General features: G+C 72.1%; 17 protein-coding genes, 3 tRNA genes and 1 riboswitch. Of the genes, 9 read left to right on the top strand and 11 right to left on the bottom strand.

The window, feature by feature from the left end; all coding sequences use genetic code 11:
* Positions 1–32: 32 nt before the first annotated feature.
* The 3 genes from ACFQRI_RS12870 to ACFQRI_RS12860 form a co-directional block, all read right to left on the bottom strand.
* Positions 33–599: a sigma-70 family RNA polymerase sigma factor gene (locus ACFQRI_RS12870; protein WP_380668034.1), complete on the bottom strand. Its 567-nt coding sequence runs from the start codon at positions 597–599 to the stop codon at positions 33–35.
* An 87-nt stretch (positions 600–686) separates the two neighbouring features.
* Positions 687–759 (bottom strand) — tRNA-Lys (locus ACFQRI_RS12865).
* Positions 760–935: 176 nt separating this feature from the next.
* Positions 936–1,008, bottom strand: a tRNA-Lys gene (locus ACFQRI_RS12860).
* A 299-nt stretch (positions 1,009–1,307) separates the two neighbouring features.
* On the opposite strand from ACFQRI_RS12860, the gene ACFQRI_RS12855 reads away from it, so the two are divergent.
* Complete coding sequence (locus ACFQRI_RS12855) at positions 1,308–2,477, top strand: L,D-transpeptidase (RefSeq protein WP_380668032.1); 1,170 nt, start codon at positions 1,308–1,310, stop codon at positions 2,475–2,477.
* Between the two features lie 117 nt (positions 2,478–2,594).
* Here the strand turns inward: ACFQRI_RS12855 and ACFQRI_RS12850 are convergent.
* From ACFQRI_RS12850 to ACFQRI_RS12830, 5 genes are all read right to left on the bottom strand, one after another.
* A tRNA-His gene (locus ACFQRI_RS12850) sits at positions 2,595–2,670 on the bottom strand.
* A 109-nt stretch (positions 2,671–2,779) separates the two neighbouring features.
* Positions 2,780–3,400 carry an oligoribonuclease gene (gene orn, locus ACFQRI_RS12845; protein ID WP_380668030.1) on the bottom strand — a complete coding sequence of 207 codons (621 nt, stop codon included), beginning with the start codon at positions 3,398–3,400 and terminating at the stop codon, positions 2,780–2,782.
* A gap of 42 nt (positions 3,401–3,442) precedes the next feature.
* Complete coding sequence (locus tag ACFQRI_RS12840) at positions 3,443–5,077, bottom strand: AMP-binding protein (RefSeq protein WP_380668028.1); 1,635 nt, start codon at positions 5,075–5,077, stop codon at positions 3,443–3,445.
* Between the two features lie 95 nt (positions 5,078–5,172).
* Entirely contained in the window at positions 5,173–5,364 is a 192-nt protein-coding gene (locus tag ACFQRI_RS12835; protein WP_380668026.1) for a hypothetical protein, read from the bottom strand.
* 239 nt (positions 5,365–5,603) lie between these two features.
* The gene (locus ACFQRI_RS12830; protein ID WP_380668024.1) at positions 5,604–6,341 is read right to left on the bottom strand and encodes a hypothetical protein; all 738 of its coding nucleotides are present in this window, start codon (positions 6,339–6,341) and stop codon (positions 5,604–5,606) included.
* A 127-nt stretch (positions 6,342–6,468) separates the two neighbouring features.
* Positions 6,469–6,565: riboswitch (TPP riboswitch) on the top strand.
* Here ACFQRI_RS12830 and thiD point away from each other — a divergent pair.
* The 3 genes from thiD (at position 6,559) to ACFQRI_RS12815 (ending at position 8,717) form a co-directional block, all read left to right on the top strand.
* Positions 6,559–7,356 (top strand): bifunctional hydroxymethylpyrimidine kinase/phosphomethylpyrimidine kinase, encoded by a 798-nt coding sequence (gene thiD / locus ACFQRI_RS12825; protein WP_380668022.1) that lies wholly within the window; start codon positions 6,559–6,561, stop codon positions 7,354–7,356. Its footprint overlaps the riboswitch before it by 7 nt.
* A gap of 103 nt (positions 7,357–7,459) precedes the next feature.
* A complete protein-coding gene (tenA, locus tag ACFQRI_RS12820) occupies positions 7,460–8,173 on the top strand; it encodes a thiaminase II (protein WP_380668020.1) in 714 nt (237 codons plus the stop codon).
* A gap of 217 nt (positions 8,174–8,390) precedes the next feature.
* On the top strand, positions 8,391–8,717 hold the full coding sequence (locus ACFQRI_RS12815; protein WP_380668018.1) for a hypothetical protein: 327 nt from the start codon (positions 8,391–8,393) through the stop codon (positions 8,715–8,717).
* A 28-nt stretch (positions 8,718–8,745) separates the two neighbouring features.
* Here ACFQRI_RS12815 and ACFQRI_RS12810 read toward each other — a convergent pair whose 3' ends face one another.
* The 3 genes from ACFQRI_RS12810 to ACFQRI_RS12800 all read right to left on the bottom strand — a co-directional run bounded on the left by ACFQRI_RS12810 (position 8,746) and on the right by ACFQRI_RS12800 (position 11,517).
* Positions 8,746–9,861: a polysaccharide pyruvyl transferase family protein gene (locus ACFQRI_RS12810; RefSeq protein ID WP_380668016.1), complete on the bottom strand. Its 1,116-nt coding sequence runs from the start codon at positions 9,859–9,861 to the stop codon at positions 8,746–8,748.
* A 210-nt stretch (positions 9,862–10,071) separates the two neighbouring features.
* On the bottom strand, positions 10,072–10,518 hold the full coding sequence (locus ACFQRI_RS12805) for a hypothetical protein (RefSeq protein WP_380668014.1): 447 nt from the start codon (positions 10,516–10,518) through the stop codon (positions 10,072–10,074).
* A 12-nt stretch (positions 10,519–10,530) separates the two neighbouring features.
* The gene (locus ACFQRI_RS12800) at positions 10,531–11,517 is read right to left on the bottom strand and encodes a DivIVA domain-containing protein (protein WP_380668012.1); all 987 of its coding nucleotides are present in this window, start codon (positions 11,515–11,517) and stop codon (positions 10,531–10,533) included.
* Between the two features lie 283 nt (positions 11,518–11,800).
* Here ACFQRI_RS12800 and ACFQRI_RS12795 point away from each other — a divergent pair, with 283 nt between their 5' ends.
* From ACFQRI_RS12795 to ACFQRI_RS12775, 5 genes are all read left to right on the top strand, one after another.
* A complete protein-coding gene (locus ACFQRI_RS12795) occupies positions 11,801–13,147 on the top strand; it encodes a GNAT family N-acetyltransferase (protein WP_380668010.1) in 1,347 nt (448 codons plus the stop codon).
* Between the two features lie 92 nt (positions 13,148–13,239).
* Positions 13,240–20,274, top strand: coding sequence for an amino acid adenylation domain-containing protein (locus ACFQRI_RS12790; protein ID WP_380668008.1), 7,035 nt, complete (start codon positions 13,240–13,242; stop codon positions 20,272–20,274).
* 64 nt (positions 20,275–20,338) lie between these two features.
* Positions 20,339–20,527: an MbtH family protein gene (locus tag ACFQRI_RS12785; protein WP_380668006.1), complete on the top strand. Its 189-nt coding sequence runs from the start codon at positions 20,339–20,341 to the stop codon at positions 20,525–20,527.
* Positions 20,527–21,915 (top strand): DHA2 family efflux MFS transporter permease subunit, encoded by a 1,389-nt coding sequence (locus tag ACFQRI_RS12780; protein WP_380668004.1) that lies wholly within the window; start codon positions 20,527–20,529, stop codon positions 21,913–21,915. Before ACFQRI_RS12785 ends, ACFQRI_RS12780 begins: the two co-directional genes overlap by 1 nt.
* A gap of 100 nt (positions 21,916–22,015) precedes the next feature.
* The gene (locus tag ACFQRI_RS12775) at positions 22,016–22,843 is read left to right on the top strand and encodes a siderophore-interacting protein (RefSeq protein WP_380668002.1); all 828 of its coding nucleotides are present in this window, start codon (positions 22,016–22,018) and stop codon (positions 22,841–22,843) included.
* Positions 22,844–22,858: the final 15 nt, after the last annotated feature.

Raw genomic sequence — 22,858 nt, 5'->3', positions numbered from 1 at the left:
TCGGCCGGCGGGAGGGGAGAGTTCCCGGCGGTTCAGGCCGAACTGGTCCTGGTGCCCTCGCCGGGTCCGTCGATGAGCTCCGCGCGGGCGCGGGCCACCCGCGAGCGGATGGTGCCGATCGCGCAGCCGCAGATCTCGGCCGCCTCCTGGTAGCTCAGGCCGAGGACCTGGGTGAGCAGCAGGGCTTCGCGGCGGTCGTCGTCGAGATCGGCCAGCAGCGCGTTGAGCTCGACGACGTCGGCGAAATCGGCCGAGTCGCGCGCGTTCCGGTCGGCGGCCCGCTCCCAGTCGACGCCGGGGGCGGTGCGGGGGCGGGCGCGCTCGTGGCGGATCTGGTCGACCACGACGCGGCGGGCGATGGCCAGCAGCCAGCTCCGGGCCGAGGAGCGCCCGGAGAAGCCGCGGAGGGACTTCAGCGCCCGCAGGTAGGTCTCCTGGGTCAGGTCGTCGGCCAGCCGCACGCCCGCGCGGTGCGCGAGGAAGCGCCACACGTCGCGCTGGGTGCCTCGGACGAATCCCTCCAGCGAGGCTCGGTCACCTGAGCGGGCGGCCAGCGCCAGTTCGGTGACGCGCGCGTCCTCGGCCTCGGAGTGGATCATGGCGGTGAGCCTAGCCGCCAGCGGCCGCGGAAGACCGGGCGGTTCCGGAAAAAGAAGAAGCCCAGGCCTCGCGGCCTGGGCTTTCGGTGCGCCAACAGGGACTCGAACCCCGAACCCACTGATTAAGAGTCAGTTGCTCTGCCCATTGAGCTATTGGCGCCCGCCGGGATTCCTGCCGGTTTCCTGGCGACGGGAAAAAGACTAGCACGACCCGTTCTGGGGCTTGACGACGGCCTCCCGGTTTTGCGCCCGTTGTGTTCTGCGTCGCGTTCCCGGGAATCGAATCCTCCCGGAACGCGAAAACGCCCGCTGCGCGCGCAGGGGGCGTTTTCGAAGTGCGCCAACAGGGACTCGAACCCCGAACCCACTGATTAAGAGTCAGTTGCTCTGCCCATTGAGCTATTGGCGCTTGCGGCGTCGCCCGGGGATTCCGTCGGTCTCCCCGGCAACGCGAAGAACTTTAGCACGCGGCCGGAGGGCGTCGGCGCGGGGGGTCGCCGCCGACGGCCGGTGGCGACCGCGGAGCAACCGGGAGCCGGACCCGCGCGTCCAACGGGACGAGTCGGGCGACAGGGGGTTACGAAGAGTGCTCAGCTGGCCACTTAAATCACGTCTGGGGAGTTGCTGCACACTTGTCGGTGAGGTTGCTGCGTCTTGGACGGGGACGGAACGTTGGGAATGAATCAAAGGCGTAACTCGGTCGGGTTTGTGCGGCGGGCTCGCCGGTCCTCGGCCGTGCTCGCCGCCGGTCTGGTGGCGCTGCTGGCCGCCGGTTGCAGCGGCGCCGCCGGAGGCCAGGGGGCGCATGAGGGGGCCGAGGCGCAGGCGCCCGAGGTGCGGCTAGCCCCGGAGAACGGGGCCAAGGGGATCTCGCCGCTGGATCCGGTCACCGCGGAGGTGCAGCGGGGTCGGATCGTCGAGGCGAAGCTGACCAACGCCGACGGCGGGCCGGTCGACGGCGAGCTGGCGGCGGACCGCAAGAGCTGGAAGGTCACCCAGAAGCTCGGCTACGGCCGCACCTACACGCTGTCGGTGACCGCCAAGGGCGCCGAGGGCCCGGAGATCACAAAGCAGTCGACCTTCACCACGCTCGACCCGGCCGCGAAGACCTACGTCTCGATGATCCCGCTGGACGGCGAGACGGTCGGCGTCGGTCAACCGCTGGTCTTCCGGTTCAGCGAGAACGCACCCGCACCCGACAAGGCCAAGGCGGAGGAGGCGATCCGGATCCGCACCGAGCCCGCGGTCGAGGGCGCCTTCTACTGGTACGACGACCGCGAGGTGCACTGGCGGCCGAAGGACTACTGGGCGGCGGGCACCACGATCGACGTCGACATCGACGTCTACGGCAAGGAGCTCGGCGACGGCGTCTGGGGCGAGGAGGACCGCCAGGCCACCTTCCACATCGGCGACCGGGTGGTGCTCAAGGCCGACGGCGCCAGCCACCGGATGACGATCGAGAAGAACGGCGAGGTGATCCGCACCATGCCGGTCTCGCTGGGCAAGCCCGAGTTCCCGTCGAACAACGGCGTGCACGTGGTCATGTCGCGCCACCGCAAGTACCTGATGGACTCGTCGACCTACGGCCTGCCGGTCAACGCCGGTGGTTACCGGACCGAGGTGGAGTGGGCCGTGCGGATCTCCAACGGCGGCGAGTTCCTGCACGCCGCGCCGTGGTCGGTGGCCGACCAGGGACATCGCAACGTCAGCCACGGCTGCATCAACATGAGCAACGCCGACGCGGAGTGGGTCTTCAACCTGCTCAAGCGGGGCGATGTCGTGGAGATCACCAACTCCGGCGGGCCGGACCTGCGCTCCTGGGACGGCTTCGGCGACTGGCAGGTGCCCTGGAGCGAGTGGGAGGCGGGCAATCGCTGACGAGCGCCCTCGAACGATCAGCCCCCGTCGCGGCGGGGGCTGATCGTTGGCCCGGAGGTCAACACCTGGGACACGAGAAGGGGCCCCGCTCGATCGAGCGGGGCCCCTTCTCGGCCTTGGGGTGAGTGACGGGATTCGAACCCGCGACTCCTGGGACCACAACCCAGTGCTCTACCGACTGAGCTACACCCACCACAGCTGCCGGACCGGTTCCTCTCGGCCCCTGCCCGGAGCAACGGATCTATCTTAGCGTGCGGCCCGGGCGGGGTTCACACCACCTCCGGATTTGGAGTTTTCGCTGCTCAGCGGCTCCCTTCGGGGTCGCTGCCGTCGACCAGCTCGCGAGCCACCGCCTGGGCCTGCTCGCTGCTCGGGCCGGGCAGCGGGACGAACGCGGTGCGGCGGTAGTAGGCCAGCTCGCGGATGGACTCGCGGATGTCGGCCAGCGCCCGGTGGGCCAGGCCCTTGCCCGGCTGGGCGTAGTAGATCCGCGGGTACCAGCGCCGGCACAGCTCCTTGATCGAGGACACGTCGACCATCCGGTAGTGCAGGTGCGCGTCCAGCCCGGGCATGTCCCTGGCCAGGAACCCGCGGTCGGTGGCGATCGAGTTGCCGGCCAGCGGCGCGGAGCGCACGTCGGGCACGTACTGCCGGATGTAGTCCAGCACCTGCTGCTCGGCCTGCTGCAGGGTCACCGAGGACTCGCGGACCTCCTTGGTGAGGCCCGAGCGCTCGTGCATGTCGCGCACGACGTCGGGCATGCCGGACAGCGCCTCGTCGTCGGCGTGGATCACGATGTCCACGCCCTCCCCGAGGACGTTGAGCTCGGCGTCGGTGACCAGGGCGGCGATCTCGATCAACGCGTCCTTGCCGAGGTCGAGCCCCGTCATTTCGCAGTCGATCCACACTAGACGGTCGTTCACCCGAAGAAGCCTAACTCCTCGGTCCCGGCCGCGGGGCCTCCCTCAGCCCTCCAGGTGCGGGTGGAGCTCGCGGGGCACGACCTTGCCCGTGGGGTTGCGGGGGAGCTCGTCGAGGAAGACCACGTCCCTGGGGGTGGCGAACTTGCCGACCTCGTCGCGCACGCGGGCGCGGATCTCCTCGGCGTCCAGCGAGCCCTTCTCGCGCAGCACCACGAAGGCCGCCAGGCGCTGGCCCATCTCCTGGTCGTCGACGCCCAGCACGGCGGCCTCGCCGACCTCGGGCAGGCCCGCGATGACGTCCTCGGCCTCCTTGGGGTAGACGTTCTCCCCGCCGGAGATGATCATGTCGTCCTCGCGCCCGACCACGTGGAGCCGCCCCGAGCGGTCGAAGCGGCCCAGGTCGCCGGTGGACATCAGGCCGTCGCGGCTCTCCCGGCCGGCGCCGTTGGTGTAGCCGTCGAAGATCATGTTGTTCGCGGCGAAGATCCGCCCCGGTCGACCTCGCGGCACCGGGTGGCCGTCCTCGTCCAGGATCCGCACCGCCGTGCCGAACGGCGGGCGGCCCGCGGAGGAGGGCGCGGCGCGCAGGTCCGAGGGCTGGGCGACGCTGACCCAGGAGACCTCGGTGGAGCCGTAGAGGTTGTAGAGCACGGGGCCGAAGGCGCGCTGGAAGCGCGTGGCCAGGTCGGCGGGCAGCGCGGAACCGCTGCTGGCCACGATGCGCAGCGACTCCAGCCGGTGGGTGCGCTCCTCCTCGGGCAGGTCCAGGATCCGCTGCAGCATCACCGGGACGGCCCACATCGCGCCTACCCGGTGGCGCTCGACGGTGCGCAGCGCGTCCTGCGGGTCGAACCGGCGGCGCAGCACCAGCGTGGCGCCCAGCACCGCGGAGAGCTGGAAACCGGCCACCCCCCAGGTGTGGAACAGCGGCGCCTGGATCAGCACGCGCTCGCCGGCGCGCAGCGGGATCCGGGAGAAGATCGAGGCGGCCGGGGTCAGGCTCGGCGGGTCCGGCCTGCGCGCGCCCTTGGGCGTGCCGGTGGTGCCCGAGGTGAGCACGATCAGCCGCGAGTGCCGCTTGGGCTTGCCGATGCCGCGCAGCGGCGTGGTCGCGATGAGGTGGTCGAGGGTGTCGCGCTCGGTGGTGGACTCCACCCAGGCCAGCACCACGTCCGGCTCGGCGGGCAGCTCGGGCAGGTGGGTGGTGAACTCCTCGTCGGCGACCAGCAGCGAGACGTCCTGCTGCTCCAGCACATCGGCGAGCTGCTTGCTGCTCAGCCCGACGTTGAGCAGCACCACGTCCACGCCGAGCTTGGCGACGGCCACGATCACCTCGACGGTGCCGTGGTGGTTGCGGGCCAGCAGCCCGATCCGGGTGCCCGGCGGGACGCGGTCGCGCAGCGCGTCGGCCAGCCGGGTGGTGCGCTGGGACAGCTCGGCGTAGCTCAGCGCACCGCGCTCGTCGATCACCGCGGGGCGGTCCGGGTGCCGGATCGCGCCGATGGCGAAGCCCAGCGGCAGCGAGATCCCCCAGCGGCGGTAGGCCAGGGCCATCCGCGCCAGCCGATCCGGCCGCACCGGTCGCACCACGCCCTGCTTGACCAGCACGTACGTCGCGTGCAGGACGGGCGCTGCGCGGCCAACGAAGAGTTCGGACAGCCGACGCACAAAGCTCACGCGCTCACCTCTCGACGCCTTACCTACTCGTGAGTAAATAATGCCGGTGTCGCGGCGCGGTCACAAGGCCCGCGGAACCGGTGCAGGTGCGCCGGCTACTCCTCGGCCGCGGTGACCACCGCGTCGCGCAGCGCGGCCCGCAGCCTGCCGACCTCCAGCGGTGAGAGCACCGCCGTCTCGCCCGGCGGGGATATCACCACCACCTGGCCGTGGTTGACGAACACCGACATGTCCCGCCGCCTGCCCGCGACGTCCCGGCAGCTGACGTGCCACTCGTTGGTCCCCACTGTTCCCCAGCCTCCTCGTGCCGTTGCGCGAGCGCGCTGATCGCGCGTTGCTCTCGATCTAGGGACGAGCCGGGGCCGGGCGCATGACGGCGGGTTGCGCGATTTGATCGGAGACGAATCGCGCGGCGGGCAGGCGGGCGTCCGGCCGGGCCCCGAAAACGCCGCGAGGGCGATCCCCACCGTGGGAATCGCCCTCGCGGCCGAGCCGTTAGCCGGGGTGCCCCGACCGGACCACGCGGTCAGACCGGACGGACCCGCAGACCGCTGCTCTCGGCGGTGAAGGTGACCGCGCCCTCGAAGTCGGCGATCGGCAGCTCGTCGCGGACCAGGCGGTGCAGCGCGTCGGACGCGTCGACCCGCAGCTCGGCGGTGCTCACCGAGCGCTCCGGCAGCTCGTTGCCGCCGAACTGGACCTGCAGCTGGTCGCCCTGGACGGTGGCGCTCAGCCAGCCGCCGGCGACGGTCTGCTCGGTGCCGTCGTAGGTCAGGGTCAGCTTGGCCTCGGACGGCTCCTCGGCGCGCACCGCGACGTGCGAGAGCGCCACGCCCCGCGCGCCGGAGTCGCCGACCACCGCGATGACGTCGCGGGTGGCCGCGGCGGCCGGGTTCTCGCCCGGCTTGGGGGTGAGGATCTCCACCTTCAGCTGGGCGGCCAGGCGGTAGGGCTGCCAGGAACCGGCGCCGATCAGGTTGACCACGACGGCGACCGGGACACCCTCGACCAGGCGGTCGCTGCCCGGGGCCGGCGTGATCTCGATGGCGGGGACCTCGCGTTTGGCCAGCAGGTCGCGCAGCGCCTTGGCGCGCAGACGGCTGTTGCGGTCGAACCCGCGGGTGATCGCCACCGTTCCCGATCCGGCCGCCGCTGCGGCCGCCTCGGTCAGGTCCGCCAGCGGGGCCCAGATCTGCGCCGGGTCCTCTTCGGGACGCTGGCGGCGTGAGCGGGCGAAGCTCGGAGCATCGGTCGTGGTTTCCATCCCCTCCAGGTTAATCCGTGTCGGAGGGAACCCTTGCCTGCCTACGGGTGTGATGCGGTGTGAGTTCGGTCGCCCTCCGCGGTTCGGCGGCGTGTCCCGGGGGCTTGTCGCCGATTGCTAGGTTGGGGGCAGTGACGCGGGGTGCCCGGCAGGTCCGGGCTGAGAACAGACCCGTTGAACCTGACCTAGCTCGCACTAGCGGAGGGACGTCATCGCCATGGCACCCAACGTGTTGTCCATCGCCGGAACCGACCCCAGCGGAGGTGCCGGCATCCAGGCCGACCTCAAGGCGTTCTCGGCCAACGGCGCCTACGGCATGTCGGTGATCACCGCGCTGGTCGCCCAGACCACCACCGGGGTGGTCCGGGTGCAGGAGGTCGCGCCCGACTTCGTCACCGATCAGCTGGTCACCCTGCTCGACGACGTGCGGGTGGACGCGGTCAAGATCGGCATGCTGGCCAACGCCGAGATCATCCGCGCGGTGGTCGAGGTGCTGGACCGCTACTCGCCGCGGCACGTGGTGCTCGACCCGGTCATGGTGGCCAAGAGCGGTGACCGGCTGCTGGCCCCGGAGGCCGTGGGGGCGCTGCGCGAGCAGCTGCTGCCGCGCGTGGACCTGATCACCCCGAACCTGCCGGAGGCAGCCGACCTGCTCGGCGAGCCCGAGATCACCGACGTCGAGCAGATGCCGGCCCAGGCCGAGCGGCTCTCCGCGCTGGGCGCCAAGCAGGTGCTGCTCAAGGGCGGTCACTTCGACGGCGGCGACAGCGTGGACCTGCTGCACGGCGACGGGGTCTCCGAGTTCCTGGGCAGCGAGCGGGTCGAGACCACCAACGATCACGGGACCGGCTGCACGCTGTCGGCGGCCATCGCCGCGCTGCGCCCGCAGCGCTCCGGCTGGCCGGAAGCCGTCCGCGAGGCCAAGCTCTACCTGACCGAGGCGCTCCGGGCCTCGGAGCGCCTCGAGGTGGGCCGGGGCCACGGCCCGGTCCATCACTTCCACACCTGGTGGTGAGCCACCCCGCTGCGCGGTTCCTCCCGGAGCCGCGCGGCCCGATGTCCGCTTTGCCGGGATCGTTCCCGGTGGAGTCGCAACCACCGAACTCCGAGGGGTTTTGATGAGCGAGTTGCCCGATCCGCCAGCCGATGGGTTCTGCGCCGAGGCCTGGGCGCGCACCGCGCGCTTGCGGGAGGCGATCCTGAAGCTGCCGTTCAACGAGGCGCTGACCGATGGCAGCCTCTCCCGCGAGGTCTTCGCCTTCTACATCGTGCAGGACGCCCGCTACCTGGTCGGCTTCGCGCAGGCGCTCTCGGCGGCCGCGACCCGCTCCGACGACGCCGACGACGCGGCGTTCCTGGCGGCCGCGGCGAACGCCGCGCTGCTGGAGGAGCGGCGGTTGCACGCCGGTTACGTCGAGGAGTTCGGGCTCACCGACGCGGAGATCGCCGGTGTCGAGACCTCGCCGACCTGCCTGGCCTACACCTCGTACCTGCGGGCCTGCGCGCTCACCGAGTCCTACCCGGTGCTGCTGGCGGCGATCCTGCCCTGCTTCTGGGTCTACCAGCACGTGGGCACGGCGATCCTGGAAGCCACGGGCGGGGCCGAGGGGCACCCGTACGAGGCGTGGATCAAGACCTACGCCGACGACGAGTTCGCCCGGGGAGTGCTCGCCGCGCGCGATCTGGTGGACAAGGTCGCCGCGAACTCCGACGAGTCCACCAGGGAGCGGATGCACGAGGCCTTCCTGCGCGGAACCGAGTACGAGTGGATGTTCTGGGACAGCGCGTGGCGCAGGGAGAGCTGGCCGACCGCGGAATTCCGCGACCGGTAAGGACTTTCGTGCGCGCAGCGTGATTGCTGATCTCCCGGACGGGTGATCAACTGGACACGTTGTGTAGTGTGGACAGCACGGTGCGAGTTGTGATTCGCCTCACGATATCTTCTGGATAACAATGCCGGGGGCGTTCGCCGATTTGCTGGGCGCGACGCTCGTTAAGCGGCGAAAGATCCAGGTTAGATCCACTCCTATTTGGACGGAGTTCGGGGCATTGGGCACTTCCATCTTGATCGTGTTGCTGGGCATGCTCGTGCCGGTGCTCGCCGCGGCGCCGTTCTACGTGGCGGACCGGCGCGAAGCCCTCCGGCTGGAGGCCGAAGCGGCCGCCGCCGCGGGTGCCGACGAGGGCGAACCCGCTGCGCAGCCCGAGGGCGACGAGCCGGCGGAGGCCGCCGAGGCGGCGGACGAGCGCGACTCGGCGGCCCTGGAGATCCCCGAGGCGCGCGAAGCGGCCGAGGACGGCGAGCTGCCCGAACTCGTCGAGGTCGTCGAGGCCCCGAAGGGCGTCGAAGCCCAGCAGGTCGAGGTTCGGGCCTGAGCCCGGTCGAGCAGCTGCGCGCGGTGGTTCAGCCGTAGATCGCCTTGGCCAGGGCAGCCTTGCCCTGCTGGAGCTCGCGCAGGGCGGGCTGCCCGTAGCCGCCGGCGGTGGGGACGGCGGGGATCGACAGGTCCTCGTTGAGCGCCCAGCCGGAGCCGCGCTCGATCAGCGAGCGGTGCTTGTTGGCGTAGTAGTTCGAGCTGATCGACACCGCCACGCCGTCGGCGCCCGCGGCCGCCGCGACCAGGTGCATGTGGAACCGCGTGGAGATCCACTTCTGGCCGGGGCCCGCGGGCAGGCCGTGCGCCATGATGTTGGAGAACGGGTAGAAGCGGGCGCCCGGCAGGTCGTGCTCGACCAGCGCGTAGATGTCCCGGTCCACCCGCGGGATGCCCTCGACGAAGCCGATGCGGTCCGGCGGCACGTTCCAGGACCGCAGCGTGTCCAGCAGGAAGCCGGCCAGCGCGTGCGCGGTCACGTCGAGCATGTCCGACTGCACGCACACCATGACCTCCGGCCGGTCCTCCTCCTCGCGGTAGAGGGCGGGCTCGATGCCGAAGAACAGGTCGTCCCCGGTCACCGAGGGGTCGCCCAGCAAGGAGGCCGACGGGGTGTCGCGGACGTCGACGATCTCGAACTGCGCCGCCAGGCTGCGCAGCAGCGGCTCGGCCTCCTCGGCCACCGGCCACAGGCCCTGCCCGGTCATCACCGCGCGCCCGCCGGAGCGGCGCGCCGCGGCGACCGTCGCCGCGAGCAGGCCGATGTGGCGGGGCCAGATGCCGTTGATGAAGCCGCCGCCGATCACGTGGAACAGGTCGACCGTGGCCGCCAGCTCGATGCCGGCCACCCAGAAGGGCGCGAGGCCCGGGTTCTGGATCGCGTGCTGCACGTGCGAGGCGACCTCCCACGGCCCCTCGCCGGGCGCGTCCCAGCACAGCCGCCAGAAGGTGTCGGTGAACCGCACGCGCGGGTGCAGGTGCCCCAGCATGACCTCGCTCGGGCCGGGGTTGGGGCAGTCGACCCAGACCTCGCTGTCCGGCGCCACGCGGGCGAGGTGCTTCAACCAGGTCGCTGCGATCAGTTCGTCCCCGTAGTTGGGGTGCCCGGTCGTGGTGACCAGGTAGATCCTGGGCGGGTTCTTCAACAGTGGGGCTCCAGCCTTCGATTACCTGTCCCTGCCCGAACGTAGCAATCCCCCGGAGGCCGGGGATCGGGAGTGGCGGCATCGTGCGGCCGGGAGCAGGCGCACTGCGCAAAAACGGGTGCCCCTCCGCGCGAGGAGTCCCTGGCCAGGCCGTGGACTGCTCGTGCGAGGGGCACCCGTTCCGCGCGAATCGGTCAGTCGCGAGGTTTTCTACTCGCGCTGGCCGATCTCGGCCCGGATCCGCTCCAGGCGGCGCTTCGGCCGGTTGAACTTGGCCTGGTAGCGGGTTTCGAAGAGGTCGGTCGGCAGCTCCGGCATCGGGTCCTCCTCCGGTTCGCGGGGCTGCGGTGCCGCGTCCATCGAGACCGGCTGGGTGGACTCACCGCCGGTCTGCTCGGTGCCGGTCTCCTCGCCGTTCGGGTCGTCCTCGGGTTGCGCGGAGGAGGACGTCGCGGTGGTCGAGGTCGTGGCGGTCGATGTCGTGGTGGCCGCCTTGGTCGCGGGTTTGGCCGGGGCCGCGGCGGCGTCGAGCGCGTGCCTGCCGCGCTGCGGGGCGCCGGAATCGCCCGCCCGCTTGTTGGCGCGGTTGAGCAGCGGCCAGAAGATCAGCGTCGCCGCGGCGAATCCGCACAGGAAGAGCAGGAACAGCATTTCCACCGGCTTCTCCGATCAGTTCTGGCGCACTCCCGGCGAGGCCTGGGACGCGCCGTTCGTGGTGTGCTCCGGGTTGAGCGAGATGGTGTAGGTGCGGGTGTCCTCGCGCTGCTCGGGCAGGGTGACCTCGGGAGCGGAGTCGGCGTCCGGGGTCTCGACGATGCCGGCGGTCTCGACCTCGCCGTCCTGCTCGGCACCGTCCTGCGCGGAGCCGTCGGACGAGCCGTCGGCCGGTGCGCCCAGGTGCAGCAGGCCGACCGAGCTGTCCAGCTTCTCCCTGGTGAGGTTCACGGCTTCGAGCACCTCGCTCCGCAGCCGTTCGAGCTTCTCCCGCTCGGCGCGGATCTCCTCCAGGGCTTCCAGCCGCATCCGCTCGGTCTCGGCGTCCCACTCGCTGCACTGCTGGTGGGTCTCGGCGACGAGGGCGTCGGCCTCCTCCTGCGCCTGCGCGAGCACCTTCTTGTACTCGTTGCGGATGCCCTGGCGCATCCGGTACTCGCGGTTGCGCTGCTCGCTGAGCTTCTGCTCGTGCTCGCGCTGCAGCTCGGCGCGCCGCTCCTCGACGTCGGTGACCAGCTCGTTGCACTCGTCGCGGAGCTCGGAGGCGGCCTGCTCGGCATCGGTGATCAGCGCCCTGGCCTCGGTCTCGGCCTTGCCCCGGATGATCTCGGCCTGGCGCTTGGCCCGGTCGCGGAGCTGCTGCACCTCGTCCTCGGCCATCGAGAGCATGTTCTGCACCCGCTGCGAGGCCGCGGGAAGCCCGGTGTCGGAGGACTCGATGCGCTTGAGCCGGGATTCGGACTCGTCGAGGCTGCGCCTGGTGTCCTCGCAGAGCTTGCGCAGGTCGTTGTTCAGCCGGACGGCTTCGTTGCGGTCGATGGTGACCATGCGCAGCTGGTCCTCGAGCACCTCGATGTGCTCGATCACCTGGTTGCGGCTGAAGCCGCGCATCTGGATGTCGAAACCCGGCCGGAGCGGCACGACGGCGTCGGCGTCTTCCATGGGGAACTCCTCTCCGGTCGGTCGATCCGTTGGCTCGGAGAGTAGGGGCGAGGGTCCGACATCGCCCAGCGAGACACAACGTTCGTCACCGGATCAGGTGTTGATCTACGGGTAAATGCCGTTCGGGCGGATCATGGCACGGTCGAGTCCACTGTGCACTTCGGAGCGGTTCGGCGGCGCCGGGGGGCGGAAGGGTCGCGTCCGTCTCAAGTCGTGGGCCGACTCCGGGCTGATCGATTAGGTTAGGCTCCACTTATCAACTTCGAGCGGTGAGGAGCGCGGCGTGGGGAACGGAGCCGACCTGGTCGGGCGGACGCACCAGCGGGCATCGGTGCTGCTGCGGCGATGGCTGGCCGAAACGCACACGCCGGTCGTCGAGGGCGAGCTGCGGGTGACCATCGGCTCGCTTCCGCTGCACGTCGACGTCGTCTACGATTCGCCGACCGGCGCGCACGGCTTCGGCTCGATCCGGGTGCTCGACGCCGGCGGCGATCACGTCGTCTCCGCCGACCCGGCGCTGCTGGTCGCGGCCTGCTCGGCCGACGCCCGCGCGCGCTCGTCGCCGGAGTCGCCGATCAACCGCCCCGAGTCGGGCTCGCTGGTGGAGTGGTTGCTGCACGCGCTGCCGCGCCGCGAGGTCGACCCGCTGCCGCACGCCGAGGACCTCGTCGCGGTCGCGCGCTCGCTGTCCAACGCCGCCGAGGTGCAGCGCTGGCTGACCGCGCACGTCGAGGAGCGGATGCTGCCGGAGGTGCTGGCCTGGGACGGCACCGATCGCGGGGACATCACCGCCCAGCTGCTCAGCAGGGGCGCGCTGGTGGTCATCGGGTTGCTGGGCCGCCGCGGCGTGGCGCGCGAGGACCACCTGCTGGGCGAGCTGGCCCGCAGGCTCACCGCGCTCGCCGAGCGCAACCCGGGCGCCGCGGGACTGGTCGAGCACTGGTTGACCAGCCCGACGCTGACCGATCTGGCCGCGCTCAACGGTTCCGGGCTGCGCTACCGGGACGATTCGGGCGCGGTGCGGGTGCGCCCGGTGCCCTTCGAGTTCCGCAATCCGCTGGTCGGCCCGGCCCCGGCGGTGCCGGGGGTGCCGCTGCCCGAGCTCGACGGCTTCACCGTGCGCCCGGTGCGGGTCACCGGCGACGACGGCGGCCCGGACGTGGAGCTGGTGCACCGCTGGATGAACCGGGAGCACGTGGCGGTCAACTGGAACCAGGACTGGTCGCTGCCGGTCTGGCGCGACGAGCTGGCCGAGCAGGTCGCCGGCGATCACTCGCTGCCGTGCATCGTCGGCCTCGACGGTCGCGACGTCGCCTACCTGGAGCTCTACCGGGTGCGGCCGGACAAGCTGGCGAGCTGCTACCCGCACGGGCCGCGCGACCTGGGCGCGCACGTCGCGATCGGCGAGCCGGACGCGATCGGCAGGGGTGTGGGGTCGAAGTTGCTGCGCGCCGCGGCCGAGGGTCTGCTGGAGGCGGACCCGCTGGCCGAACGGGTGGTGGCCGAGCCGAACGTGCACAACCGGGCTTCGGTGGGCGCTTTCGGCAAGGCCGGATTCGCGCGGGCGGCCGAGGTGGGCCTGGCCAACAAGAACTCGGCGCTGATGGTCTTCGAGCGCTCGGGTGAGTAGGGCCACGCCGAGGGCGGAAGCGGAACCCTGTACTCGAGATCAGTCCTGAACTAAGGTAAGGCTTACTTATCTTTTGGATCGTGGGGAGTGCGATGCGGGGGCAGTTGCCGCTGTCGGCGGCGCAGGCGGGAATCTGGTTCGCCCAGCAGCTCGACCAGGAGAACCCGATCTTCAACACCGCGGAGCGGGTGGAGATCCGCGGCGCGGTCGATCCCGAGCTGTTCGCAGACGCCCTGCGGCGAGTCGTCCGCGAGGCCGAGACCTTGCGCATCCGCGTCGTCGACGGCGAGGAACCGGGACAGGTCGTCGAGGAGCTCGACGCGGTCGAGCTGCCGGTGCTGGACTTCTCCGGTGAGGCCGACCCGGACGCCCGCGCCCAGGACTGGATCCGCGCGGACATGCGCGCGCCGGTGCACCTGACCCGCTCGCGCGCCGAGGGCGGTCGGCTGTGGACCGCGGCGCTGTGCAAGCTGGGGGAGCACCGCTGGTGGTGGTACCAGCGCGTCCACCACGTGGCGGTGGACGGCTACGGGTTCTCGATCATCATCCGACGCGTCGCCGAGATCTACACCGCGCTGGCCGCGGGCGAGGACCCCGGTGAGTCGCCCTTCGGCGATCTCGCCTCCCTGCTGGCCGACGAGCGCGACTACCGCGACTCGCCGAAGCACGAGCGCGACCGCGACCACTGGCGGCAGCGCTTCTCCGACGAACCCGGCGCGGTCACCCTCACCGAGCGGAACCGGCCGGCGGCGGCCGCCTTCCGGCGCGAGGTCGCCGAGATCGACGCGACGGCTCTCGGCGCCGCCGCCGAGCAGGCGCGCACCATCTGGCCGGACGCGCTCATCGCCGGGTTCGCCGCCTACCTGCACCGGATGACCGGGGCGCGCGACGTGGTGCTCGGGCTGCCGGTGATGGGTCGGATGGGCTCGGCCGCGCTGCGCGTCCCGGGCACCGTGGTCAACGTGCTGCCGCTGCGGCTGCACGTCACCGAGGGGACCACCCGCGGGGAGCTGATCGCCCAGGTCGTCGGGGCCGTGCGGGAGCTGCGCAAGCACCAGCGCTACCGCAGCGAGCAGCTGCGCCGCGACCTCAGGCTGCTGGGCGCGGACCGCGCGCTGTTCGGGCCCGTGCTCAACATCAAGTCCTTCGACTACGACCTGTCCTTCGCCGGTGCGCCCGCCGAGGTCCACAACGTCGCCGCGGGTCCGGTCGACGACCTCAGCGTGCTGGTCCGCTCCGAGGGCGACCGGCTGCGCTTCGAGTTCGACGCCAACCCGGAGCGCTACACCGCCGAGGAGCTCGTCGCCCACCGCGACCGCTTCCTGCGCTACCTGGAGGCCTTCGCCGCGGGTTCGGCCGAGACGACCGTGGGCTCGATCGACCTGCTCTCGGCCGAGGAGCGCACCCGCGTCCTGGAGGAGTGGAACGCACCGATCCCCGGTGCGCGGGAGGCCGAACCGGCCACGCTGCCGCAGCTGTTCGAGGAGCAGGCCCAGCGCACCCCGGACGCCATCGCGGTCGCGCACCACGACGAGCGGCTCAGCTACGCCGAGCTCAACGCGCGGGCCAACCAGCTCGCGCACCACCTGATCGACCTGGGCGTGGGGCCGGAGCAGCTGGTGGCGCTGGCGCTGCCGCGCTCGGCCGAGCTGGTGGTCGCGCTGCTGGCGGTGCTCAAGTCCGGCGCGGCCTACCTGCCGCTGGACCCCGAGCAGCCGGCCGAGCGCATCGGCCACATCGTCGCCGACGCCCTGCCCAGCGTGCTGATCAGCGACGTCGAGCACGCCGGGCGGCTGCCCGGCGGCATCGTCCGGGTGCTGCTCGACGACGCGGGCGAGGAGGTCACCCGGCACTCGCCGCGCGACCCCAAGCCCGGCGAGCGCGGGCCGCTGACCAGCGAGCACGCCGCCTACGTCATCTACACCTCGGGCTCGACCGGCAAGCCCAAGGGCGTTGCGGTGCCGCACCAGAACGTGGTGCGGCTGTTCAGCGCCACCGAGGGCTGGTTCGACTTCGGCGCGCAGGACGTCTGGACGCTGTTCCACTCCTACGCCTTCGACTTCTCGGTGTGGGAGATCTGGGGCGCGCTGCTGCGCGGCGGCAGGCTCGTGGTCGTGCCGCACGAGGTGAGCCGCTCGCCGAAGGAGTTCCTGGAGCTGCTCGAACGCGAGCGGGTCACCGTGCTCAACCAGACCCCCTCGGCCTTCTACCAGCTCAGCCAGGCCGATCGGGAGAACCCCGGGGTCGATCTCGCGCTGCGCTACGTGATCTTCGGCGGCGAGGCGCTGGAGCTGTCCAGGTTGGACGACTGGTACCAGCGGCACGCCGACGACGCGCCGAAGCTGATCAACATGTACGGGATCACCGAGACCACGGTGCACGTCTCGTACGCGGAGCTCGACCGCGAGCTCGTCGCCGCGCGCGACGGCAGCGCGATCGGGCGCGGCATCCCCGACCTGCGGGTCTACCTGCTGGACTCGCGGCTGCGGCCGGTGCCGCCGGGCGTGGTCGGCGAGCTCTACGTCGCCGGGGCCGGGTTGGCGCGCGGCTACCTGGGCCGGCGCGGGCTGACCGCCCAGCGGTTCGTCGCCGACCCGCACGGCGCACCGGGAACCCGGATGTACCGCACCGGCGACCTGGGTCGCTGGCGACCGGACGGGTCGATCGAGTTCGTCGGTCGCGCCGACCAGCAGGTCAAGGTCCGCGGCTTCCGCATCGAGCTCGGCGAGATCGAGGCCAACCTGACCGCGCACCGGCAGGTGCGCCAGGCGGCGGTGGTGGTGCGCGCCGACGACCCCGGTGACCAGCGGCTGGTCGCCTACGTCGTCGGCGCGGCAGACCCGGCCGAGCTGCGCGCGCACCTGGCCGAGCGGCTGCCGTCGTACATGGTCCCGGCCGCGTTCGTCGCGGTCGACGAGATCCCGCTGACGGCCAACGGCAAGCTGGACGCCGAGGCCCTCCCCGCGCCGGAGTTCTCCTCCGCGGGCGGCCGGAAGCCCCGCGACGCCGTCGAATCCGCGCTGTGCCGCCTGTTCGGCGAGGTGCTGGGCGTCGACGACGTCGGCATCGACGACGGGTTCTTCGACCTCGGCGGGCACTCGCTGCTGGCCGCGCGGCTGCTCGCCCGGGTGCGCGCCGAGCTCGGCGCCGAGCTGGACATCCGCACCCTGTTCGACCACCCGACCGTCGCCGAGCTCGCACCCCGGTTGCGCAGCGCCGGCGGCCGTCCCGAGCTGGGCCCGGCGCAGCGCCCGGAGCGGATCCCGCTGTCCTTCGGCCAGCAGCGGCTGTGGTTCCTCAACCGGTTGGAGGGCCCGAGCGCGACCTACAACATGCCGCTGCTGCTGGAGATGAACGGCGCTCCGGACGTCGCCGCGCTGCGCCTGGCGCTGGTCGACGTGGTGGGCAGGCACGAGAGCCTGCGCACGGTGTTCCCGGACGAGCTGGGCGAACCGCACCAGCTGGTGCTCGACACCCCGCCCGAGCTCGTGGTGGTGGGCACCCGCGACGCCGACGCGGCGATCGACGAAGCGGCCCGCGAGGGGTTCGACCTGGCCGCCGAACCGCCGCTGCGCGCGACGCTCTTCGCGCAGGGCGACCGGCACGTGCTGATGCTGCTGCTGCACCACGTGGCGGGCGACGAGTGGTCGATCCGCCCGCTGGTGCGCGACCTGTCCACCGCCTACGCCGCCCGCCTGCGCGGCAGCGCGCCCGATTGGGAGCCGCTGCCGGTGCAGTACGTGGACTACGCGCTGTGGCAGCGCGAACTGCTCGGCGACGAGACCGGCGGGCTGGCCGCCCGCCAGCTCGACTTCTGGTGCGAGACCCTCGCCGACCTGCCCGACCAGCTCGAACTGCCCGCGGACTTCCCGCGCCCGGCGGTCCCCAGCCACCGGGGCGGGACCGCGCGCTTCGAGCTCGACCCGGAGCTGCACCGGCGCGTGCGGGAGCTGGCCGCCGAGCACCGGGCCAGCGCGTTCATGGTGCTGCAGGCGGGGCTGGCCGCGCTGCTGACCAGGTTGGGAGCGGGCACCGACGTCCCGATCGGATCCCCGGTGGCCGGTCGCGGCGACGAGCGGCTCGACGAGCTGGTCGGCTTCTTCGTCAACAGCCTCGTGCTGCGCACCGACACCTCCGGGGACCCGGGCTTCGGCGAGCTCGTCGACCGGGTGCGGCAGGTGGACCTGGCGGCCTTCGACCACGCCGACCTGCCCTTCGAGCGGCTCGCCGAGGTGCTCAACCCGACCCGGTCGCTCGCCCGGCACCCGCTGTTCCAGGTGATGCTGGCCTACTGGGGCGCGGCCGAGTCGGTCACCGCCCAGCTGCCCGGGTTGGACACCGCGGTGCGAACCCGGTCGGCGGGCGCGGCGAAGTTCGACCTGGCGGTGAACCTCGACGAGCGCCCCGACGGCGGAGCCGACGGGCTCGTGCAGTACAGCCGCGACCTGTTCACCGAGGAGACCGCGGCCGAGATCGCGGAGTGCTTCGTGCAGCTGCTCGGTTCGGCGGTGGCCGCGCCGGAGACCCCGATCGGGCGGCTGGACGTGCTCGGCGAGCGCACCCGGAGGCGGGTGCTGGAGTGGGGCGACGCGAGCGGCCGGGCCGAGCCCGCGGGCACCTTCCCCGAGCTGTTCGCCGCACGCGCCGAGGCGACCCCGGACGCGCCCGCGCTGGTCTTCGAGGACGCCGAGCTCAGCTACGCCGAGCTGCGCGAGCGCGTGCTGTCCCAGGCCCGCGCGCTGGTGGAGCGCGGCGTGGGCCCGGGCGACGTGGTCGGCGTGCTGCTGCCGCGCTCGGCGGAGCTGATCACCGGACTGCTCGCCGCGATGCACGCGGGCGCGGCCTACCTCGCGCTGGATCCGGAGTACCCGCCGGAGCGGCTGCGGCACATGGTCTCCGACGCCCGGCCGCGGCTGGTGATCACCGACGACCTCGACGCCGACCTGCCCGCCGAGCTGGTGCACCACGCCGAGGAGCCGCTGGGCGAGCCGGAGCTGCCGGTACCCGCGCTCGACGACGCCGCCTACGTCATCTACACCTCCGGCTCCACCGGCACGCCCAAGGGCGTGGTGGTGCCGCACCGCGGCATCGGCAAGCTGCTGGCCACCCAGACCGAGCGGGTGGGCATCACACCGGAGAGCCGGGTGCTGCAGTTCGCCTCGCCGAGCTTCGACGTGGCCTTCTGGGAGATCTGCATGGGCCTGCTCGGCGGTGGCACGCTGGTCGTGGTGCCCGCCGACCGGCGGGTCCCCGGCGAGCCGCTGGCCGAGTACGCGCGGCGGCACCGCGTCACGCACCTGGCCATCGGGCCGTCGATGATGGGCATGTTCCCGCCGGCGACCGAGCTGCCCGAGGGCGCGACCCTGCTGTGCGGCGCCGAGAAGGTCCCCTCGGACCTGGTGCTGCGCTGGGCGCGCGGGCGCACCATGCTCAACTGCTACGGGCCCACCGAGGCCACCGTGAACACCACGCTGTGGGACTGCGACCCGGACGCGGTGTTCAGCTCGGTGCCCATCGGGGTGCCCGACCCCGGCGCGCGGGTCTACGTGCTCGACGAGCGGTTGCAACCCACCCCGCCCGGAGTGGTCGGCGAGCTCCACGTCTCCGGGACCGGGCTGGCGCGCGGCTACCTGAACCGGCCGGGGCTGACCGCGGGGCGATTCGTCGCCGACCCGTTCGGCCCGCCGGGATCGCGCATGTACCGCACCGGCGACCTGGTGCGCTGGCGCGCCGACGGCACCCTGGACTTCGCCGGCCGCGCCGACGACCAGGTCAAGATCCGCGGGTTCCGCATCGAGCTCGGCGAGGTCGAGGCGGTGCTGACCGAGCACCCCGACGTCGCGCAGGTCGCTGCCGTGGTCCGCGAGGACGCCCCCGGCGACAAGCGCCTGGTGGCCTACGTCGTCGGCGAGTCCGACGCGGCCGCCCTGCGCGCGCACGTCGCCGAGGCGCTGCCCGACTACATGGTCCCGGCCGCGGTGGTCTTCGTCGACGCGCTGCCGCTGATGCCCAACGGGAAGCTGGACCGCGGCGCCCTTCCCGCGCCCGACCTCGCCGAGGTCGTCGGCAGCACCACGCCGCGCAACCCCACCGAGGAGATCCTGTGCGGGCTTTTCGCCGAGGTCCTCGGGCTGCCGCGGGTCGGCGTGCACGACGGGTTCTTCGACCTGGGCGGCCACTCGCTGCTGGCGGCCAAGCTGATCGGCCGGATCCGCGACGCGCTGGGCATCAAGGTCAACGTCGGCAGCCTGTTCGCCGCGCCCACGGTGGCCGGTCTGGCCGAGCGGATCCGCACCGGTGGCGACCGGGACGCGCTGGAGATCCTGCTCCCGCTGCGCACCGGCGGCGCGAAGGCGCCGCTGTTCTGCGTGCACCCGGCGGCCGGTCTGGCCTGGCCGTTCTCCGGGCTGCTCAAGCACATCGACGCCGAGCGGCCGATCTACGGCGTGCAGACCCGCGGGCTGGCCGAACCGGCTCCGGTCGCCGCCAGCCTGGCCGAGATGGCCGCCGAGTACCTGCAGCACGTCCGCGAGGTGCAGCCGCGCGGGCCGTACCACTTCCTCGGCTGGTCCTTCGGCGGTGTGGTCGCCCACGAGATGGCCACCCAGCTGCAGGCCGAGGGCGAGCAGGTGGACTTCCTGTGCATGCTCGACTCCTACCCCAAGGACGTCTGGGACGAGCTGCCCACCGAGCACGAAGCGCTCATGGCGCTGCTCTACATGGCCGGCTACGACCTCTCCGAGCTGGGCGAGGGGACGCTGACCAGGACGGGAGTGCTGGAGATCCTCTCGGCCGAGGGCAGCGCGCTGGCCAACCTGGAGGAGCACAGCATCACGGCGATCATCGACAACTTCGCCAACTGCGCGGTGCTGGAGAACTCCGCCGACCACGACAAGTTCCGCGGCGACGTCCTGTTCTTCACCGCGACGGTCAACCAGGCCAAGGAGTCGCTGACCCCGGAGATGTGGCGGCCCTACGTCGACGGCCGGGTGGTCAACCACGACATCGCCTGCGAGCACAAGGACATGACCCGAGCCGGCCCGATCGCCGAGATCGCGGCCGTCGTCGAGCGGTCCCTCGCCGAGGCGGGGGCTCCGCCGGGAGCCGTCCCGGTGGAGCGGACGTGATCACGGTGCAGTTGTCGGCAGAACTGCGCGGCCCCGCGCGTCGGGGTGCGAGCAAGGAGCATCGATGAGCAACCCCTTCGAGGACGACGGCGCGCAGTACTTCGCGCTGATCAACGAGCTGGACCAGTACTCGCTGTGGCCCGCGGCGATCGAGGTCCCCGCGGGCTGGACCGTCGCGCACGGGCCCGCCGACCGGCAGTCCTGCGTGGACCACATCGAGGTGAACTGGACCGACATGCGGCCGGCGCGTTGATGGCCGCTGCGGTGCGGCGGTTCAACCCGCAGGTCGCGGTGTGCGTCTGCTACGTGGCGGCGATGTTCATGAACGGCATGGACGCCACGATCGTCAACGTCGCGCTGCCCGCCCTGGGAGCGGAGTTCTCGGTGCCGCCCAGCGCGACCTCGCTGGTCAACGTCGGGTACCTGGTCAGCCTGGCGGTGTGCATCCCGATCTCGGGCTGGCTGGGCGACCGCTACGGCACCAAGCGGGTCTTCCTGACGGCCTTCGGGGTCTTCGTGCTGGCCTCCGCGCTGTGCGGGATGGCGGGTGACATCACCCAGCTCACCCTGGCGCGGGTGCTGCAGGGAGCGGGCGGGGGAGTGATGAGCCCGGTCGTGCTGACCCTGCTGTTCCGGGCCTACCCGCCCGAGGAGCGCATCCGGCTCTCCCGGGTGCTGCTGCTGCCCACCGCGGTGGCCCCCGCGCTCGGGCCGGTGCTCGGCGGGTTCTTCGTCGAGCACCTGAGCTGGCGCTGGGGCTTCTTCGTCAACCTGCCCGTCGGCCTGGCCGCGCTGCTCTTCGGCGCGCTGCTGCTGCCCGAGCACGTGGAGTCGCCGCGCAAGCGCTTCGACCTGCGCGGCTTCGCGCTGGCCGCACCGGGTCTCGGGCTGCTGATGTTCGGCCTGGAGGGGCTGGCCCACTCCGGTCCGCGCGCCCCGCTGCCCTGGTCGGCCGGGATCGCCGGGCTGATCCTGCTGGCCGCCCTGGTGCGGGCCCAGCTGCGCACCGCGCAGCCGATGCTGGACCTGCGGCTGTTCGCCGACGACTCGTTCCGCCGCGCCAGCCTGATCCTGTTCAGCTGCGTGGCCGGATTCCTCGGCACGCTCTACGGGTTCACCCTGATGTTCCAGGTCGAGCTGGGCGCGTCGGCCTGGGAGACGGGGCTGGTGACCCTGCCCAAGGCCATCGGGCTGATGGTGGCCTCGCAGCTGGTCGCCTGGGTCCACCGCCGGTACGGGCCGCGGCTGCTGATCGGGGGCGCGATGCTGGGCGCGGCGGCCTCGTTCGCGGCGATGAACATCGTCGGACCGGGTGATTTCTGGCTGGCCGCGCTGGTGCAGCTGGCCTCCGGCTTCTTCGTCGGCGCAGCATCGGCCGAGCTGCAGGTCGTGGCGTTCTCCACGATCGACGAGGCGGCCACCGGCGGGGCTTCCACGCTGTTCAACGTGCAGCGCCACGTCGGCTCCGCGCTGGGGGTGGCCGTGACCGCGTCGGTGCTGGCCATGGCGGGTCCTGGGCTGGGCTCGTACCACGCCGCGATGCTGCTGTCGGCCGGTTTCGCGCTGCTCGGCGGTCTTCTGGTGCTCCGGATGCCGGAACCCGCCGCACCGCAAGGGGAACCGGTTCCCGCGACGCGCTAGGAGATCTGAGCCACCCCGGGGAAGACAATCTTCCGCTATATGGTTAGGCTAGCCTAAACTAGTGAAGATCGTTGGCGGGACGGAAAGGAGCGGGCGGTCGATGGGAACCACGGATCGACTCCGGCGCAACCGGCCACCGGCGCGGGACCTCGAGGTCGTGCGGACCGCCGAGCTGGGCCCGTCGATGCGGCGGGTGACCCTCGGCGGCGAGGAGCTCCAAGGCTTCCTCGACCAGCACACCGGGCCGAACATCAAGGTCTTCGTCCCGCGGCCGGGCCAGCAGCGCCCGGTGCTGCCGACCCTCGACGAGGAGACCGGCCGCTACCGCTGGCCCGAGCCGGAGGTCCGGCCGACCATGCGCACCTACACCGTGCGCCGCTACGACGAGGCCCGCGGCGAGCTCGACGTCGACTTCGTGATGCACGGCGAGCACGGCGTGGCCTCCAGCTGGGCGCGCCGCGCCCGGCCCGGCGACCGGCTCGGCGTGATGGGCCCCGGCGGCAAGACCTGCCGGGAAGCCGACTGGTACCTGCTGGTCGGCGACGAGACCGCGCTGCCCGCGATCTCCAGCATCGTCGAGGGCCTGCCGCCGACCGCGCGCGGGCAGGTGCTGGTCGAGGTCGACTCCGCGGCCGATCACCAGCGCGTGCCCTGCCCGCCGGACCTGAGCTGGACCTGGCTGCACCGCAACGGCGCCGCGCCCGGGCGCTCGCGGCAGCTGCACGACGCCGTCCAGGGGCTCGACGTGCCCGCCGACCTCGACGTGTCCGCGTGGGTCGCGGGCGAGTCCGGCGTGGTGCGCGGCATCCGGCGGCACCTGCGCGACGAGCGGGGCATGGACGCCAGGTCCGTGCTGGCCATCGGCTACTGGAAGCAGGGCATGGCCGAAACGGAGTACCACGACAAGCACAACCACGATCGGGACTGACCGACGCAGGCGAAC

Origin of the sequence: Saccharopolyspora griseoalba (assembly GCF_042665275.1) — a bacterium.
GTDB lineage: Bacteria > Actinomycetota > Actinomycetes > Mycobacteriales > Pseudonocardiaceae > Saccharopolyspora > Saccharopolyspora griseoalba.
The sequence above is the reverse complement of the archived record's forward strand: the minus strand, read 5'-3'. Positions and strand labels throughout refer to the sequence as shown.